Genomic DNA, 17,823 nt, shown 5'->3' with positions numbered 1-17,823 from the left:
TGCAGCCTCGGGCAAGCCATCCGCCAAGCAGCTGATCAGCGCCGAGGCCATGCTCGTCGTCGATGGTGCCACGGGGAAATCGCTCCTCGCTCAAAGTGAGTCGCGGCGGGGCCAAGTGGCGAGTTTGCAAAAATTGGTGACGGCCATGGTGATTGTCGAGGCCGGGAATCTCGACAAGCCGGTGACGGTGACGGCGCAGGATGCCAGCTGCCAGCCGACGAAATTGCCGAACTCGGTGGGAGGAACCTACACGCGGCGCGAGTTGCTCCAAGCCATGCTCGTGCTGAGCGCCAACGATGCAGCTCGCGCGTTGGCCCGCGACAACAGCGGTAACGAGGCCGCGTTCTGGGCAAAGATGACGGCGATGGCGCGGCGCGTCGGCGCGACCAACTCGGTTTTCAAGGACAGCGCGGGTTTCACCGTCGCCGGGCAATATTCCACCGCGGCCGATATGGTGAAGATTCTCCGAGCGGCTTACGCCAATCCTTTGATCCGGCAGGCGGACTCGGCGAAGTTCCTCAACTGGCGCCAAGCGAATGGCAAAATGACGCAGCTTCGCAACTCGAACCGCATTCTGCATCGTCACCCCAACTGCCGCGCGGGCAAGGTCGGGTATACCGCGGCGGCTTCGCATTGTGTTGCGTTGGTCTGGGAGGAAAACGGGAAGCGTCTCTACGCCGTGGCTCTCGGCGGCAAGAACGAGATGTTCTGGCTGCAATTCGCCGTGGTCTTGAAGCTCATTGCCAACGGTTTGCTTTGAGTTGTGGCGCGACGGCCGATTGCAACGGCGCGCCGGGGACGTCGCGCCCTACCTGACCGTCCCTGCCGAGGAGAGCCAACGGACGAAGGACTTTTTCGCGATCGGTATCATACCAAACACCAAAAGGTTTTCGACTATACAGGCGGCGGGTGTTGGTTCATAAAGGAGGGATGGCCAGACGACTACCTGAGTTGGGAGAGCTGAGGCTCTCGGAACTGAAAGAAGCTTGGAAGAGCGAGCGTCGGGATTGGGCGCGGCAGCGTTTGCGGGTCATCCGCTTGGTGGCGCGGCACGAGCACAGCGCGCAAGAGATTGCCGAGGTGGTCGGGGTGAGTCGTGCCACGGTGTTCAACTATCTGCGGGTGTTTGAAGAAAAGGGTGTGGAAGGTTTGCTGCAACGCGATTACGGCATCGGCCGTCCCGGGTTGATCAGCGGTCGGCTGCAGCGGGAGCTGGTGGAGAAGTTGCGGTGCGGGGCCTTTGTGCGGGCCAAAGACGTGCAGCGCTGGGTGCGGGAGCGCACCGGGCGCACGCTTTCCTTGAACGCCTTGTATTACCAGTTGGGAAAAGTCGGCGGGGTCTTGCGGGTGCCGCGCAAGACCCACGTGCGAAAAGATGAGGCGCAAGTGGCGGCCTTCCGCCAAGAAGCCGCCGAGCGGTTGCTGGCTATGATCGAAGATCCTCAGCGTCCGGTGCACTTGTGGGTGGCTGACGAACATCGTTACGGACTTTTGCCCGTCATCCGCCGGTGCTGGGGGCTGCGCTCGGTGCGGGTTCATGCTCCCTACGCCACCAAGTATCAGTGGGGCTATCTTTACGAGGCCCTGGAGGTCGATGGGGACAACCGGCTCGAACTGCTTTTTGTTCCCCGCGCCCAAGTCACCACCATCCGGCTCAAGTTGCTCAAGATCGGCACGGTCATCTTGCGCAACACGCGCCGCATCCGCCTGCTCTTTTCCAGCGCTTATCCCCACCAGCAACTCTTTGCCACCATGCTCGGGCGCCTCAACTCGGCCTGACCCTTCATGGTGCTGTCCCCGGCACCAAAAAAAACAATGGGGATCAGGGGCGGTGTGCCCAAATCACGCGCCCACGGCAAAAAACACGCCCAAATCATCCCACTGCCGAATCATCCCGGCGCAAACCGCCAAAATAATCGACCGGTGAAATATGCGGGTTAGTGTTTGGTATTAGTTTGCCCACGAACTGGCCTCCACCAGGCGCAAGGCGTCCAGTTTGGCAGTGCGCTCCTCGCCCAGATCCTCGGGCCGCAGCAACAGTTGGCGGTCACCGGTCAGCCACGCGGTGACCGTCGCCCCGACTTCCAAGCCGACCCCCAAGACCAGTCCGTCGTTGTAATCCGTATGGTTCCCCAGCCCCTCCGCTCGGCCGGGGGGCGTGGGCCATAGCCGGTTCGGCGCCCGCTGTCATGCTTCCAACGGGCTCCAGACTCGGCGGAACCCCACGCCCTCGAAGTCCTTCGTATTCACCGTGGCGAACTCGGTCACTCCTTGGACCACCATCGTCAGGGCGCTGCGGGTGTCATAAATACGACGGAAAGCGAACGTTTTGCCGGCCGCCTTTTCCCACAGGGCATCGTGTAGGGAACGGCTCTCGGGCGGGAAGCCGAGCAAACGCCAGCGCGGGTGATGGCGGTAGGCTTGAATGACGTCCACGGCTTCCGCGGCATCCAGCGGACGCTTGAGCACGGCGGGATTGCGCAGCAGGCCGTAGAACTCGGCAAGGATGAACTCGGAAACGGCCACGTCCTCGTCGCGCTGGATGGAAGTCATCCAACGGTAAGCTTGCTGGTGCCACGGTGACGCCTCGTTGAAGGCATACAGCAGCAGGTTGGTATCCATCGAGAGCATCGTCACCGCCGCTTGGATTTGGCGCCGTGCCGCAACTCGGCGTTGGTCAACTGTGCTTGCTCTTTGACCTCCGCATGGCTGAGCCCTTTCCAGCCAAGGTTGCGCGGCTTGGGCAAATGCCACTCCCCGGGGCTCGCGGGCGTGGGCGTGTAAACGCTGAGGATGTATTCGATGCCGCGCCGGGCCAACTCGGCCAGCGAGATTTCCCTCGCCTCACAAAGCCGCTTGGCGCGGGCGTAGACTTCGTCCGGCAACTGGATCTGAGTGCGCGTCATGCCATCACTTTAACAGCATGCTCCGTGACGTCAAGATGGCGACATGAGACCTGCCCCTCTCACCGCCGGAGAATCGCAAACTTGGGCCGGCGGATAGTCCCATCTCGGCAACACCAAGACCGGGTCACTCCAGCGACCGCTTGGCCGACCTGCTTTCTTGCACGCGGGCGTTGGCTTCAGCGACTTCGCCGCCTACCGCATCCGCATCCTCTTCTATTGCGGTGGGCTCGATATGCGCCCTCGCTTCACCAACAGCTAAACCCACGGAATTTCACGAAGAACCTTTTTATCCCTTCGTCCCCTCACCATCTGAGGGTTTGAGCGGGATGGAAAACGAGGGCGCGGCACCAGAACCTATCCCGAAACCTCGCGTGGTGGCGCAGGGTCATGGCGGGGCGGATGGCAAGGCGCGAGTGGGTAGCGATGCCTCTCATGCTGGCGCGGCAGCCGCCGTCGACGGGATTGTCACGGGCAATGCCGCCGCGGATTTCCCTCGGCCGGGACTCGCCGTCCACCAACCCCGCGATGTGGCAGCACTTTTGGCAGTGCGGAACCCTCTGCGAGAGCGCGGATTTTTCAGCAATCCCGCTTGCCGCGCAACCGGCGGACGATCAGCGCCAGGCGCCGCCGTTCGCGCCAACCGACGGCCAGGGCAATCGCCGCGGCGCCCCAGATGACATTGGCCTCGGGAATCGGGACGAGTTCGCCGTTGCCACCGATAAGAACACCACCGCTGATGTTCTGGTTGGCGAAGTAGATCTGCCCGAGTTGCGTGGCGGTGAGCCCGCTCGTGCCGAAGAGAACCTCGGCCACATCGCTCGACTGGAGGTATTGCCCCTGCCAATTCGTGATGGTGAGCACGGCATTGGTCGCCCATGTAATGCTCGCGCTGTTGGCGAACTGCAGGAAGCGCACATTGGTGGCGGCGCCGAGATCGATGGTCGAACTGGCGTTGAGCGTCAGTGTCCCGAGCGTTTCCGAATATCCGGCCGTTGAAGTCCCGACAATGAACGTGCCGCCGTTGAGGACAAGCCCGATCCCGTTGCCGATCTGGTTGCTCGCGCGGAGGATGAGCGAGGCGCCGGAATCAACCGTGATGGAGGACGAATTGTTGATCGCATTGCCGGAGGAATTGCTCAGCACGAGAGAACCGGCCCCGACCACCGTCGCGCCGGTGTAGGTGTTGTTGGTGCTCCCCGCCAGAACCAACGTGCCCGCGCCGATCTTGTTCACGCCGCCGGTGCCGGAAAGCGCCCCCGATTCCGTCGTGGTTGTGTTCGCCGCGATGTCATAAGTCGCGTTGTTCAAGGTCTTGGCCCCGCTCAAGGTGACGGTCTGCAACGTGGCAATGTTGTAGATGCTCATCGTGTTGGTCAGGGTGCCGGTGGTGTCGATGACGAGCGTCGAAGCACCGCTCGACTGCGTGATGGCGCCGGAGCCGAGCGCGCCGAGATGTTGCACGCGCAACGTTCCGCCGTTGAGTGTGGTTGATCCGGTGTAGCTGTTGCTGCCGGTGAGGGTGAGTGTGCCGGTGCCGATCTTGGTGAGGGCGCCGTTGGAAAGCTGGCCGCTGTAAGTGGTGCTCGCGTTGTTGTTGCCGATGCTGAGCGTGCGGGTGAACATGTTGAGATTGCGCGAGCCGGAGAGTCCGCCGAGGGTGGAATTTTGCCCGATCGCCGTCACCGTGCCGGCATCGGCCGCATCGAGGTTCAAGGTCGAGTTTTGCAGTGCCGTCGCGCTGCCGATCGACAGGCCGCCGGCCGCAAGCCGGGTCTCGCCCGCGTAGTCGTTGCCTGCGTGCGTGAGCACGAGCGTGCCAGCCCCGGTCTTGGTGAAGCCGTAGGTGGCATCACCATCGGTGACGATCGAACCGATGGTCAGATTGCCCACGGTCTCGATGACCGCGCCGGCAGCATTGATCCACACCGTGTTCTTGTTGCCGGTGCCGACGATGGTGGCCGCGGTTGAACTGGAGTTTGCCAATTTACTGCCGGTGCTGGCCATCTGGGCGGCCTCGTAGGATCCAGCGGCGACGGTCTGGCCATTCACGTCCAGCGTGCCGTTATTGAAGAGGTAGCCGGTCCCGCCGTTGATGGAGGCCGTTCCGCCGTTGAATTTGAGCGTGCCGCCCGCACCGATCGTGAAATTTTCGGCGGTCGTCAAAGCACCGCCGCTGTTGAGGGAGACGAGGCCGCCACCCTGAAACGTCGGGGTATTGCTGAGCGTGCCGCCGCTATTGATGTTGAGCTGGCCACCGGAAGCGATCGTCGGGGCCGCGGTGAGCGAGCCGCCGTTGATGTTGACAACGCCGCCGCTCTGGATCGTCGCGGCTTTGGTGAGCGTGCCGTTGGTATTGATGTTGATCGCGCTGTTGGCATTGACGGCCAGTGCTCCGGTGATGCTCTGCGACCCACCGCTGATGTTCCAGGTGCCCGCGCCGCCGTTTCCGCCGACCGAAAAATCGCCCGTCACCGTAAGCGTGCCCCCGCTCTGATTGAGCGTGCCGTTTCCGCCCGCGCTGTAGCCCAGATAGAGATCTCCCGTGTTGCTGATGGCTCCCGAAGAAAGGGTATTGGTCGATGTGCTGGTCAGGCTGAAGTGGCTCCCGCCCGCGCGATTGAGGTTCAGCGTGCCGCCGGCGACGTTGACGGCGGCCCCGTTGAAATAGCCGACCATGTTGAGGGATCCGGCGTTGACATTCCATGTGCCCGTGGAGAAGCCGGCGTCGTTGTTGATGACCAGTGAGCCCGCTCCGGCCTTCGTGAGCGAACCAGAGGCGCCGAGGTTGATCTGGGCCGCGTTGAGGGTGACCGTGTTGCCATTGGCATCGATGGTCGCGCCTCCGTTGGTGCCGGAGATGGAAGTGGTAATACCGGCCGTGGTATAGTTGAGATTGCCCAAGGCCTTGAGCGTGCCGCCGCGAAGGTTGTAGGTCGCTGTTCCGCCGCCACTCACCATGTTGCCCACTTCGAGCGTGCCGCCCGTCTGGTTGTAGGTGCCGGTGCCGCCACCCGACCCCAGATAGAAAATCTTGCCGGCCGCGACGCTGAAGTTGCCGCCGGACTGGTTGACCGTCGCGTTGCCTCCCTGGCCGAGGTAGAGGTCAACCGAGGAGTTGAGCTGCCCCGATGACACGGTGTTCGTTTGAGTGCTGTTCAGGCCGAGGTGGCTGCCGCCCGCGCGATTGAGGTTGATCGTGCCGCCGGCGACATTGAGGTTGGCCCCTGTGAAGTAGCCCGCATCATTGAGCGTGCCGCCGTTCACGTTGACCGTGCCCGAGGTATAGATGTGGTCCACGGTGGTAGTCATGGTGCCGGTGCCGGAGATCGTCAGCGTGCTGTTGTTCAGGAAACCGAAGACGCGGTTGAAGGTGGCCGTGCCGCCTGAAACCGTGAACGTCGCCGAGCCGCCGTGGCCGATGTTGGCGGTGTCGGCTCCGGCCGACAGGGTGAACGAACCGCCGGAGACATTGATCGAGGAACCTGCTCCATCCCAACCCAGCAGCATGGTCTGGTCTGCCGTGACGTTGCCGCCCGAGATGTTCATCGTGCCGACCGCACCACCGCCGATCGCTAGATAGCCGTTGGTGAGCGTGCCGCCGGTCACATTCAGCGTGCCGGTTCCGGGATTGCCCAAAGACCAGTAGCCCCCATAAGTGGAGTTGTAGCCGATGAGCAAGCCCTGCGTCCAGCCGCCGCCCGTGTAGGAATCACCAGACTGGAACGTGACGGTGCTGTTGTTGCCGATGCCGACGCCGGAAGAGTTGGCGGGCACCGCGGCCGTGCTCCACGTGCCGGTCGCGTTCCAGTTGCCGTTAGTGACGATCACGCTCGGACCGGCGAGCGCGGAACCGGCGAGGGCCAAGAGGCCGAGGATGGCAACGATTGCGGAGCGGGGGGATGTTTTCAGCGGTTGTGACATGCTGAATGTGTGTTCACAGGAGGGCTGCATGAGATCTCCGCGCTTGGTAATGGGGGGGCTTCGGACTCGTGTCGCAATCTCTGCGACATAATTCTGAAGTTTTAACGCTAACTGCACGACTGTCGTTCGCATGCGTCCATTGGTGAAAATCGCACAAAAAAATAATAACCGCGGGCGGAAGACGCCGCGGACAATGCGGGTTCTATCCGCAAGCGCGGAAAGAAAGCGGGAGGAATATACGACGTCCCTTTGCTTTTGGATTCATCCGCATGAGCAAAATTTGCCCGCAGAAAGTCTATTTGCGAAGGGAGGTTGGTATTGGAACCTATCCCAAAACCTGGCGCGGTGGCGCATCAAGCACCTCGCGCTGAGGGCGACCTCAAGAATGCGCCCAGACCGGCAGCGCAAAAAGTCCGCAGTCCAACTGGTAGTAGTCTTTGCCCGGCCGCGGTGCATTGGGAATGTCGCCTCCGTGCCAGAAGTTGGCCCAGCCGTGTTTGGGGAGGAGTCCGGGTTTGTGCCAAGGCCCGAGCAAATTGATCGGCAGGCCGGTGACGGTGAGGGAAATCTCGCCGGCATCCCCGTAACCCAAGTCCCATTCCAAGCCCGGACCATAGGACTGGAAACGGCGGTCCCCGCAAGCCGCTTCCAAAACCGAGCCGCCCCAGGTGCCGGACGCAACAACGAGACGACCTTCACCCCCGGGCCGGCGGAAACGGTAGCAAACTTTGCGATCGTAGAACGGCATGCCCTGCGACTTCCATGAACCGAGCGTCGGCGGGCCGGAGAGCGGAGCAAGGACGAAGCCGGGGTCGGCGGGCAGAACGGAAAAATTGCCCAGCAGATAAATTTGATCAATTTCCTGCCGGACATCGAAGGGCATGGCCGTGAGTTCTATGACATTCTCGCCGGGACGAAGCAGCGAGCCGACGGGGACGCGACCGATGCGGCAGTCCATCCACGCGGGGAGATCCCCGGTTTCGACCGGCTGGCCGTTCACCCGCAGGCGCCAGAGTTCCGGGCATTCGTAGCAGAGGTCGATGGATTCGGTGTCGGTGCCGGCTTCGATCCGCACGGTGTAGCGGGCGGTGCCGCCGCTTGAGGGGGGCATGCGGCGATTCGCCGAGAGGACATGGTCACGGTATTGGATCACGCCGGTCCACCCGTTGGTGGTCATGCCGTTTTTTTCCCAGAAGAGACGGTTGGACTCGTAAACCAGCTGAGTCGGGAAGGTGTCGCCGCCGACGTCGAGCGCGCAGGTGTCGAGGACGAGAACATTCGGCTCGAGCGCACGGGCATCGAGAAGTGTCAGCGGTTCACGGTCGCGGAATTCGCGGGTCACGGTCGCCCTGGAAACCGGGGTTTCCCCGAGGTATCCGGCAAACAGGATGACGGCCCCTCCGGCAGGCAACTCCAGCGTGCCGTCGAATGGGGAAATGCCACCGGTGCGGGGATCCAAGAGGTGACGATCCCCGTTCTCGGGAACCGTCACCGCGGAGGTCACGGTCTCCGGGGAGGAGTTCACGATGAGGTAATAAATCCCCTCCCCGCATTCGCGGCGCTGGTGGGCGACGCCGGCCGGCGGCGGTGTGCGGAATTGCAAGCGCGGCGGAACCGCTTGCAGGGCGGCGGCAAGAAGTTCCCCGGCGGTATTGAACCAATCCGCGGGCAGGCGTTGCGGCCAATCGTCGGGGCGGCCGTCCAACAACGGATTCTCCGGCCGGCAGCCCAGAATCTTGCCCCCATCGCGCGCGAAAGCTTCGAGAAGCGCCAGCGTGGCACGCCGCAAATTCCGCAGGCCGGGAGGAAGGACGATCACCTCGTAGTTCTGCGCGCCGAGACGAAGCCCCGCGCCTTCGACGGCCCCGGACTCCGCGAGCACGTATTCGTCCCCGATGTCGAAATCGGCCTGCGCATCGGAAAGCGCCTGCGCAAACCGGCCCGCGGCCTGGCGCAAAGGAGTCACCGAACGCTGCGTGTCGGCGAGCACGGCCACCGGGTCGGTCACGGCGTCCCCGGCGCTGCCGCGGCTGATGCAGTCGGATTTCGCGGCGAGGCAATAGCCGGTGGTGAGCGGATCGATGACGAGCAAGCGCTGGCGCGTCGTGCCGCGGGCGACGAGCCAAGCAAGGCGCCCGAGTTCGTCATTGAGCGGCCCGAGTTGTTCGAACCACGGGCTTTGTTCGCTGAAAAATTGCGGGTGATCTTTTTTGCGCGCCCCGCGGATCGTGGTTGCCGAGTAATGGGGGACGAAAAGATTCACGCCGTGCACGGCGAGGAAGCGACCGATGCGCAACCAGTCGAGCGGGGTCGAGTCGTGGCCGCCCGCGCCCCAGCTTTCGTTCATCACGCGCTTTTTGCCGAACTGGTTTGCCACCGACTGCACCTGCTTGAGGAAGTAGAGCGCGTGGGGTTCGGTGCCGGGCGCGGCAGGATCGAGATTCTGCGGATCGCCGTAGTCGTGCCCTTCGAGGAGAAAACACTCCAGCAAGTCCGTGCCGGGCCAATCCATCCGCGTCAGCAGGTGCACGTGCCCCGGCGTGGCGTAGGGGCACGGCCAATCGTGCTCGAGATAGTGACCGGTGGACGGAATCCCGTTCCCGGTGCACCACTCGGAGAGCGGAAGGGCAAAATTCTCGAACCACAATTCGTGCAGGGTCTCGTAAAAATCGAAGCGCGTAGCGGCGCTTGTCGCGGAATCGAAATACAAATCGGCGAGGACATCCTCGACCGGGTAACCGCGGCGACGGCGGAATTCCGCCTGCACCAGCCGCGTGAAATGCTGCCCCTGCGCCCACGGCCCGTGCCCATCGGAGGTGAGGTGCGGTTCATCGGTGAAGAACGCCGCGCAGGATTTCCAGTCATCACCGAGTTCGTCGCGGTAGCGCCGGTAAGTGGTCTCGAGAAACGCCTCGGTCGTCTGCGGGTCGAGGAGGCTGGTGTAAGGAAATTCCCCGTGCCACGGCATCGGATGCATGCGCTCGATCACGAAGGCACACCACGAACTTCCGGACGGCAAGTTGCCGGCGGGCAGTTTTTCCACGGGAATCCCGTTCTCCGTGCGATACACGGCCAGAGCGTCCGCGGGCGGCTGCCCGGGGAGTTTGCCGAACTTCGGAATCACATGGTGCGAAGCGGTCTGGGGCGAGCGGGCGGGCACGTGCCCGCCGGCAAACCCGCTGGGATACGAGTGCTCGTCGTAGAGCGCAGGGACCAGTCCGAGCCGGCGGCATTCGGCGATGCAATGACGGATCAGCTCGAACCAACGCGGCGACAAATATTCCGTGATCAGCCCCGGCCGCGGGTGAAGGAAAACGCCGCCGTAGCCGACGCGAGCCAGACTTTCCAGCAACTCCGTGAGGCGCGCCTCGCCGGCACCCGGAACATATTCGTCGTTGAGGACCAAAAAAGGCCAAGGCCGGAATTCCACCGGAGGATCCGCGAACCCGGACAAGAAAGACGGAGCAGCACTCATCGAACCTTGCCTCCCGCTCCCGGCATTTCCGCGGGAGCATTCACCACAAACGCGAACGAACCGCGGGGAAAATTCATGGGCGGTGACGATAGCAGGCGATGTTTTATTTCAACAGTCCGAAAAATCCGGACCGGAATCGGGAACGCAACTTTGACAATATCAAGGCAGAAGATAATCTCGTCTTTCTCATGCACTCCCCATCGGACAACGGCAGCGATCGGACGGAAACACATCAAGAGCGAGGACTTCCGCGGGGGCCGGTTGGCCGAAGGACATCTTTTTGCGCGGTCTTGGCGGCCCTCGGGCTTTTTGCGGGATGGTGCACACCGGGTTTTGCCGCCGAGGAGCAGGTGGCGCTTCTCAACGCCGGCTTCGAGAGCAATGCCGAGCAGGAGGATCTGCCTCCCGCGAACTGGACGCCGAGCGTCGGACATCCTCGCGTGTATCTGGTCGCGGCGAGAGACGGTATCGAGCCGGCGGAGGGGAACTCCGCGCTTCTCTGCTCGACCGGGCCGGACTACGCGGCGGTGTCGCAGACCACGGGTGCGCGTTTGGTTCCGGGCGCAACCTATCAGCTAAGCGCACAGTTTCTGGGGCGGGCGGTGCCGGACGTCTCGCCCGGGGGCTACTGGCTGCGGTTGCTGGCCCGGAATGTTTCGAACCCGCAAGACGCCGTCATTCTGGCCAATGAGTTCAGCGACGAGAACGGGATTGCCGGAGGCGAGTGGCAGAAGAAAGCCCTCACTTGGAAAGCTCCGGATGACCTCGCCAGTGTGCCCTCGATTTCCCAAGGAATCACCGGCACACAACCCGACGGCACGGCAAACCTTTCCGCAGGAAACTATGCCATCGAGGTGCTCGTCGGCGGCAGTTTCCCCACGCGGAAAGAAGGCGACCCGAGAGTTCTGCAAACGTGGATCGATGATGTGAAGCTCACCCGCACGCTGCCTTAGGCCGTTGCTCCGCACCTCCCCGCGCGGAAGATCTCTCTCCGCGCGATTTCGAACCGCCCCAAAAAACGAAGCACTTGTTATGACGCAAAAAATCCTTCTCATGCTCGCACTCTCCTCAACCCTGCAAGCCATGGCGCCCGATCCGCTGGTTTGGACCACGCCCTCGACGTCTTCGGCGGGCTCGATGCCGATCGGCAACGGGGATATCGGCCTCAATGTCTGGGCGCAGGCCGATGGCACGATCCGCACCTACATCGCCAAGACGGATGCGTGGGACGCCTCCGGACGCCTGCTGCGTCTGGGCGGGGTGGACATCGCATTTTCGCCCAATCCGTTTGCCGGCGGCGACTTTTCGCAGACGCTGGATGCGGCGGCCGGGCAGATTGTTTTCAAGGGCGGGAACGGATTCGAGGCGAGGCTCTGGGTGGATGCCAACGCGCCGGTGATCCGGGTGGAGGCTTCCGCGCCGGCGGGGGTTTCCGTTTCGGTGAAACCGAACATCTGGCGTCGCGAAAAGCGGGAAATTCCGACGGATCAATTGCAGGGCTACACGTGGTATATGGGCGGGGGGGAGTCGATGGGAGGAATCTACGGGGGACCTGAACCGGTGTATTCTTTCCCGGATGTCGTGACCGACCTCGAGGGGGACCGCATCGGATGGTATCAGCGCAACGAAAGCTCTTTCTGGGAGTTCGGGTTCCGTCACCAGCAAATGGACGGCCCTCCGCCGGGGGAAACAGATCCGCTGCTGCACCGGACATTCGGCGTGGTGTTGTCGAGCCCCCAGCTCGCAAAAAAAGGAGCCGAACTCCTCGAGTCCGCCGCGCCGGTGAAGGACTTCCGCTTGGACATCGTCGCCCTCACGGAAATCACACCCACGGCGGAGGACTGGATCAAAGACGCGGTGGCACTGTCCGGTGAGGCGTCATCGGCCGACCTGGCCAAGGCGCGCGCAGACCACGAGGCGTGGTGGAAGAATTTCTGGGACCGCAGCTACATCCGCATCACCAAGGCCTCCGAACCGCCGATTGATGTCGCCAGCGCGACATCCAACCCGCTCAGCATCGGGGTGGATGCGCAGGGACTGAACGGCTTTGTCGGAACGGTCGCGCGGGTCCGCATATTCGGCCACGCCCTTTCCCGCGAAGAGATCGCCGCTTTGGATTCGCCGGAGCCTGCAAAAGGGCTTGTGGCCGATTGGGACTTTTCCGGTTTCAACGGGGGCTCGATCACGGATTCGGTGGGCGGTCTCGTCGCCGAGCCGTTCGGCAACCCCCAGGCGGCCACGGTGGACGGCAAAACGGGAGTCCGCCTTGCGGGCACCGACGGCCTCCGTGTGCCATCCGATCCCAAGCTCGACCTGACCCGCGGAGGAACGCTCGAGATGCTGATTTCCGCCGATACCCAGGCACCCGGCGGGGGGAGGCTGCTCGACAAGGGGCAGCCGGGAACCGAGCAAGGATACGTGCTTGATACCTTTCCCGGGAATTCCCTGCGCTTGATCACCAAGGCGGGGGCGCTGGAAGGTGGTCCGGTGCTTCCCGTGGGCGGATGGCACCGTGTGTTGGCCCTGTTTGGCCCGGACGGTCGCCGCATCAGCATCGACGGCAAAATCGTGGCCGAGGCTGCTCCCGCCCCTCCTGCAGCAGAGCCTCTGGCCAGCGAACTCAATCAGGCGTATCAGCTCCAACGCTACACGGCCGCGTGTGCCGGGCGCGGGGCTTTCCCGATCCGCTTCAACGGTTCTCTTTTCTGGGGCGAACGCCAGGATGTGCTCGGTGCGCCTCCGATCGATCCCGATTGGCGCATGTGGGCGGCCGACTACTGGTGGCAGAATACCCGCCTCCCCTACTATCCCATGCTGGCGTCCGGCGACTATGACTTCATGAAGCCGCTCTTCGACATGTATTTCCGGCGTCTCCCGACCGAAACCGCCCGCACCAAGGCATGGTTCGGCTGCGAGGGGGCGTTCATGGCGGAAACCGCAAGCTTCTGGGGCATGATGTCCAACGGCGACTATGGCTACGAACGCCCTCCGGAACTCGAAGTGGGCGAGTTGAAAAACGGCGTCATGCGCTACTACTGGCAGCCGGGCATCGAACTCACCCACATGATGCTCGACTACTACGATCACACCGGGGACGAGGCCTTCGTGAAGGAGCGGCTGGCCCCGATGGCCGAGGCTTATCTGAAATACTACGCCACCCGCTTCGGCCGCGACGGGAACGGCAAGCTTGTCATAACGCCCGCGCAATCGCTCGAAACCTGGGCCAATGTCGTCAACCCCACCCCGGATGTCGCCGGGCTGGCCCAAAATACCAAACGCATCCTCGCCCTGCCGGAAAACCTCGTGCCGGAATCGCTGCGCAAGCTCGCGAAAGAAATGCTCGATGCCACCCCGGAAATCCCGATGCGGACCGAAAACGGACGTGAAATCATCGGCTTTGCCGAGGAGGTCAACAGCCAACGCAGCAACTTCGAAAATCCGGAGCTTTACCCCGTCTATCCCTACCGCAACTACGGCATCGGGCGCCCGGGCCTCGATCTTGCCCGCGAGACCTACGCCGCGCGCATCACCAAGGATCACTTTGGCTGGCACCAGTCGGGCATGCAGGCCGCATGTCTCGGCATGGCCGACGAATGCGCGATCATCCTCCGCGCCAACCTGGGGAATAAAAATGCCAATTTCCGTTTCCCGACCATGTGGGGGCCGAATTACGACTGGGTTCCGGATCAGGACCACGGCTCCAACCTCGTCAACACCCTGCAACTCATGCTGCTCCAACCCGACGGCGACAAGATCCTCCTCGCCCCGGCTTGGCCCGAGGGCTGGGAGGCGGACTTCAAACTCCACGCTCCGAAAAACACGACCGTCGAGGCTTCCATCCGGAAAGGAAAAATCGAAAACCTCAAAGTCACGCCGCCCGAACGCGCCAAGGACGTGGTCGATTGCCTCAAAAAAAAAGTGACTCCATGATGCACCTTGAATTTTCCGATTCCGGAGTCTCTTTTTACCACGGAGACAAGCTCGCGGGTCTCTATCGCCACAACGATGAGTTCAAGCCCCACATCCATCCGCTGCGCACCCCGCTCGGGCATGGTGTGACTTCGGTCTCGCCGCACGACCACAAGCATCACAAGGCGCTCATGTATGCGCTCCGCGTGGATGGTGTGAATTTCTGGGAGGAATTCCCCACTTTGCCGGATGAGCTGACCGGACGCCAGAAACACATCGAGTTCTTTGATGTCGTTGCCGATGGAGCCGAAATAGGCTTCACCGAGAAGCTGCACTGGTCGGCCATCGATGGTTCGCGGCCTTGTTTTGACGAGGTGCGCAGGATCACCTGCCGTTATGAGAACGGCGAGTATGTCTGGAACTGGAAAACACGGTTGACCGCCCTTCGTCCGCTTCGCTTGATCCAAAGCCAATGGAGTCATCCCTTGGCCGATGGATCAAAGGTAAACTATCACGGACTTGCAATCCGCTTCCGCCGGGATATGGCCGGTGCGCTCGGCGGTGCCACCCGGGGAACGGAGCTGCGTCTCGACGGCAAGGCCACCACGGGAGTTCCCATCGAGCACATGGGCAGCCGGCCCAAGGAAGTCACTTATATCGGAAGCATTGATGAAACCTGGCCGGTCGCGATGGCCGGCGTCAGCGTCAGGCAGGAAAAGGACCATGCCCTCTACGTTCTGGATGCGCCGTTCGCCTTCATCGCTCTCGGCCCCACCAATGCGGGGGGTTTTGATCTCGGAAAGGCGGAAATTCTCGAGGACTCCTTCACGATCCGCGTCTTTGATGTGAAACCATGAAAACCTATCGATCCGCAATCATCGGAGTCGGGGCAGCCACCGCGGGCGCCCTTAAAGGCGGCGGCCACCAGGTCGGCTACGCCCACGCCAGGACCTATCAGCAAAGCACGAGGGCCACGCTCGCCTGCGCGGCGGACATTAATCCGGAAAACCTCGCCGCTTTTGAAAAACAATTCGGCCCGCTCAGCGGTTATGCCGATTACCGCGAGATGCTGGAGCGCGAGAAACCCGACATCGTTTCCATCTGCACGTATGTGGGACTCCACCGCCGCATGATCGAGGACTGCGCGCTGGCCGGGGTGAAGGGGATTTTTTGCGAGAAGCCCTTTCTGGCCTCACCGGCGGACCTCGCCGCCGTCCTCGCCGTGGCTGAGCAGACCGGGGTAAAAATTATTGCGGCCCACATCCGCCGCCTCATGCCCTCCTATCGGCGCGTGCGGGAAATCATCGACTCCGGAGAAATCGGCGCTCTGCGTCTGATGTCCGCCGGCATCCAGGACTGGGACTTGAGCGAGTGGGGCTCGCATTGGCTGGACATGTTCCGCTATTGGAATGGCGACGCGCCCGCGCAATGGGTGCTCGGATCGGCACGCGTGCGCGGCGCCCGTGGCTACGGACACGCCATGGAAGAACACGCCGTGGCATGGTTCGGATTTGAAAATGGCGCGCGCGGCCTCGTGGACGGCGGCTGCGGCATGGCTCCCGACAACTCGATGTGGCCGGTTGCCGAGGGCACCGGAGGCCTCGTCCGCATGCTCGGCGAACAGGAAATTCTGATCGTTTCTTCCAAAGGCAGCCGCCATGAAAAGTTCGACCGGCAGACGCCGCAGGAACTTTACGACGCCGCATGGGGTGGCAGCCTTCAATCCCTGGTTGATTGGATGGAGGGCGGGCCGGTGAGCCTTCTTGGCCTGCCCAACATGCGCCACACCTCCGAACTCAACCTCGCCGCCTACATCTCCGCCGGACAAGGCGACCGCATCGACCTGCCACTCACCGACTTTTCCCTCGACGAGTGGCCGCTCGAAGCCCTCGCCTTGCGCAACGCCTGAAAAGGTGGCATCGGCTTCTCTCCGAGCCGTAGGCTCTACGAGCTGGAGGCCAGCCGCTGCGTTCGGTTTCTTCATCCGCAAGGATGCCGATACCACGGGTTTTCCCGGCCACCCAAAGTCTAGAACCGTCGTCCCTTAAAAACCCCTCGCCAGTTGGTTGTGAGAGGGTTCGATGGTCTGAAGCCACCAAGTCCGCAGAACTGAGAGCAGCGCCGAAAAGGTTTGGCGCATCCACAGGCTCAAGTTGGAGGCGGCGCTGGCCAGGAGCAGGTTGATCGCATCGCCCTGCTGGCCCTTGAGGAAGTTGCGGCCGAGGCGGTGATCGCTTTTGAGATGGCCGATGCGCGGTTCGATCGCGGCGCGGCGACGCAACCGCCCTCTGGCTTTGCGCCGTGCGTAGAGGGAGTCGGAGGCTTTCGGGGGCTTGGGCGTGATCACCTCGGTCTGGCCACACCAGGCTTTGCCGCGGTAGCCGCGATCGGCAATGACCACCGAGGGACGATAACCGGCCAGGCGTTCCACTTGGGCCAAGGCCGGATCCAACGTGTGCCCGTCGTAGTCGTTTTTCGGCAAGCTGTAGGCGCCGAGGATCACGCCGCGGTTTTTGCCCATGACCACCGAGGCCTTGGCCCCGAACTCATACTTCTTGTGCTCTTTGCCCTTGGACAGGCAGTAAACCTGCGGTTCATGCAGCGAGTAGACCTTGTCACTATCGTGTCTCTTTTGCCGCAAGACGCGCTGGGCCACTTCCAACCAACGCCGCTCCTGGCAGTCGGCCGGCAACGCCTTGTCCAGTTGCCGCACCACTTGTCCGGCAATGGTCTTCAAGCGCCGTGCCGCCTTGCGCGCCCGCGCCGCCCCGCCCTTGGTGCGCCAGCCGCGTTGCGCGCAGAGCAGCTTCGGCACCGTGCGCACAAAACTCTGCCGCAATCGGATCCCGCGCTTCTGTGCGTGCTTGACCCCGGTTCGCACGATCTTGGCCGAAAGCTTCGTGTCGGTCGGAAAGGTGATGTTCTTCTCCTGCGTGGTCGTGTCGGCCACCACTTCCTTCTCCCGCCCACGGTCCCCGTGCAACTCGATGGTCGCCGCCAAGATCTTCTCGGCCCCCTGCGCGCCGATGCGCTGGCGGAAATGCACCAACTCGCTGGCCTCGCACGGCGCTCCCCACTGCAGCTCGCGCTCTCCGCAGAAAAACTGCGCATACGGACTTAAACTCCAGAACTCTACCACCCGCTCGTCGCTCAAATCATACAGATGCTTGAGCAGCAACAGCCCCACCATCCGCCGGATCGGCAAGGCCGGACGACCTTCTTCGCTGTAAAGACCACCAAAGGCTTCTTCGAACTTCGACCAATCAAAGGCTTCGGCCAACCGGTAAAGCTTCTGCCGCCCGTCGAGTTGATCGCGTAACTCAGGCAACAAAAACGAACTCTGCGCTGTGGGGTTCACTTTGGGCTTCATACTGTTTTGGTTTGCGGGGTTTTGCCCCCTTTGCGGGACTTTTCCTGCAATCCAATACAGCAACTTCCGTGCCTATTATTATGACAAGCAACAACTTAAAGCGTTTTTAAGCGACGACTAGAACCTATCCCGAAACCTCGCGGGGTGGCGCAGAGTCATGGCGGAGCGGATGGCAAGGCGCGAGCAGGGAGCGATGCCTCTGCGCATCGTGACTGGCGAAGCAACGCCGCCAGACGCCCCGC

General features: G+C 62.5%; 12 protein-coding genes. 6 read left to right on the top strand and 6 right to left on the bottom strand.

All coding sequences use genetic code 11. The annotated features are described in order from the left end of the window. Positions 1 to 760 (top strand): D-alanyl-D-alanine carboxypeptidase (locus FGM15_12100; protein MBU3666600.1); only part of this gene is annotated, 760 nt, incomplete at its 5' end. A gap of 170 nt (positions 761 to 930) precedes the next feature. Continuing rightward, on the top strand, positions 931 to 1,779 hold the full coding sequence (locus FGM15_12095; protein MBU3666599.1) for a helix-turn-helix domain-containing protein: 849 nt from the start codon (positions 931 to 933) through the stop codon (positions 1,777 to 1,779). A 171-nt stretch (positions 1,780 to 1,950) separates the two neighbouring features. Here the strand turns inward: FGM15_12095 and FGM15_12090 are convergent, their stop codons facing one another. The 5 genes from FGM15_12090 to FGM15_12070 form a co-directional block, all read right to left on the bottom strand. Next, on the bottom strand, positions 1,951 to 2,136 hold the full coding sequence (locus FGM15_12090) for a hypothetical protein (GenBank protein ID MBU3666598.1): 186 nt from the start codon (positions 2,134 to 2,136) through the stop codon (positions 1,951 to 1,953). Between the two features lie 51 nt (positions 2,137 to 2,187). Beyond that, positions 2,188 to 2,631: a PIN domain-containing protein gene (locus tag FGM15_12085; GenBank protein MBU3666597.1), complete on the bottom strand. Its 444-nt coding sequence runs from the start codon at positions 2,629 to 2,631 to the stop codon at positions 2,188 to 2,190. A gap of 2 nt (positions 2,632 to 2,633) precedes the next feature. Next, on the bottom strand, positions 2,634 to 2,906 hold the full coding sequence (locus FGM15_12080) for a hypothetical protein (GenBank protein ID MBU3666596.1): 273 nt from the start codon (positions 2,904 to 2,906) through the stop codon (positions 2,634 to 2,636). Between the two features lie 576 nt (positions 2,907 to 3,482). Beyond that, on the bottom strand, positions 3,483 to 6,959 hold the full coding sequence (locus FGM15_12075) for a hypothetical protein (GenBank protein MBU3666595.1): 3,477 nt from the start codon (positions 6,957 to 6,959) through the stop codon (positions 3,483 to 3,485). Between the two features lie 247 nt (positions 6,960 to 7,206). Then, positions 7,207 to 10,302 carry a hypothetical protein gene (locus tag FGM15_12070; GenBank protein ID MBU3666594.1) on the bottom strand — a complete coding sequence of 1,032 codons (3,096 nt, stop codon included), beginning with the start codon at positions 10,300 to 10,302 and terminating at the stop codon, positions 7,207 to 7,209. A 290-nt stretch (positions 10,303 to 10,592) separates the two neighbouring features. Between FGM15_12070 and FGM15_12065 the strand changes: the two genes are divergently transcribed. The 4 genes from FGM15_12065 (at position 10,593) to FGM15_12050 (ending at position 16,120) form a co-directional block, all read left to right on the top strand. Then, complete coding sequence (locus FGM15_12065; protein ID MBU3666593.1) at positions 10,593 to 11,255, top strand: hypothetical protein; 663 nt, start codon at positions 10,593 to 10,595, stop codon at positions 11,253 to 11,255. A gap of 79 nt (positions 11,256 to 11,334) precedes the next feature. Beyond that, a complete protein-coding gene (locus FGM15_12060) occupies positions 11,335 to 14,232 on the top strand; it encodes a LamG domain-containing protein (protein MBU3666592.1) in 2,898 nt (965 codons plus the stop codon). Next, positions 14,229 to 15,068, top strand: coding sequence for a hypothetical protein (locus FGM15_12055; GenBank protein ID MBU3666591.1), 840 nt, complete (start codon positions 14,229 to 14,231; stop codon positions 15,066 to 15,068). The genes FGM15_12060 and FGM15_12055 overlap by 4 nt, the downstream gene beginning before the upstream one ends. Beyond that, the gene (locus FGM15_12050; GenBank protein MBU3666590.1) at positions 15,065 to 16,120 is read left to right on the top strand and encodes a Gfo/Idh/MocA family oxidoreductase; all 1,056 of its coding nucleotides are present in this window, start codon (positions 15,065 to 15,067) and stop codon (positions 16,118 to 16,120) included. The genes FGM15_12055 and FGM15_12050 overlap by 4 nt, the downstream gene beginning before the upstream one ends. A 135-nt stretch (positions 16,121 to 16,255) precedes the next feature. On the opposite strand, the gene FGM15_12045 is transcribed toward FGM15_12050, so the two are convergent. Next, the gene (locus FGM15_12045; protein MBU3666589.1) at positions 16,256 to 17,581 is read right to left on the bottom strand and encodes an IS5 family transposase; all 1,326 of its coding nucleotides are present in this window, start codon (positions 17,579 to 17,581) and stop codon (positions 16,256 to 16,258) included. Positions 17,582 to 17,823: the final 242 nt, after the last annotated feature.

This window comes from Chthoniobacterales bacterium, assembly GCA_018883245.1.
Lineage (GTDB): Bacteria > Verrucomicrobiota > Verrucomicrobiia > Chthoniobacterales > JACTMZ01 > JACTMZ01.
This window is presented reverse-complemented; position numbering and strand designations above follow the sequence as displayed.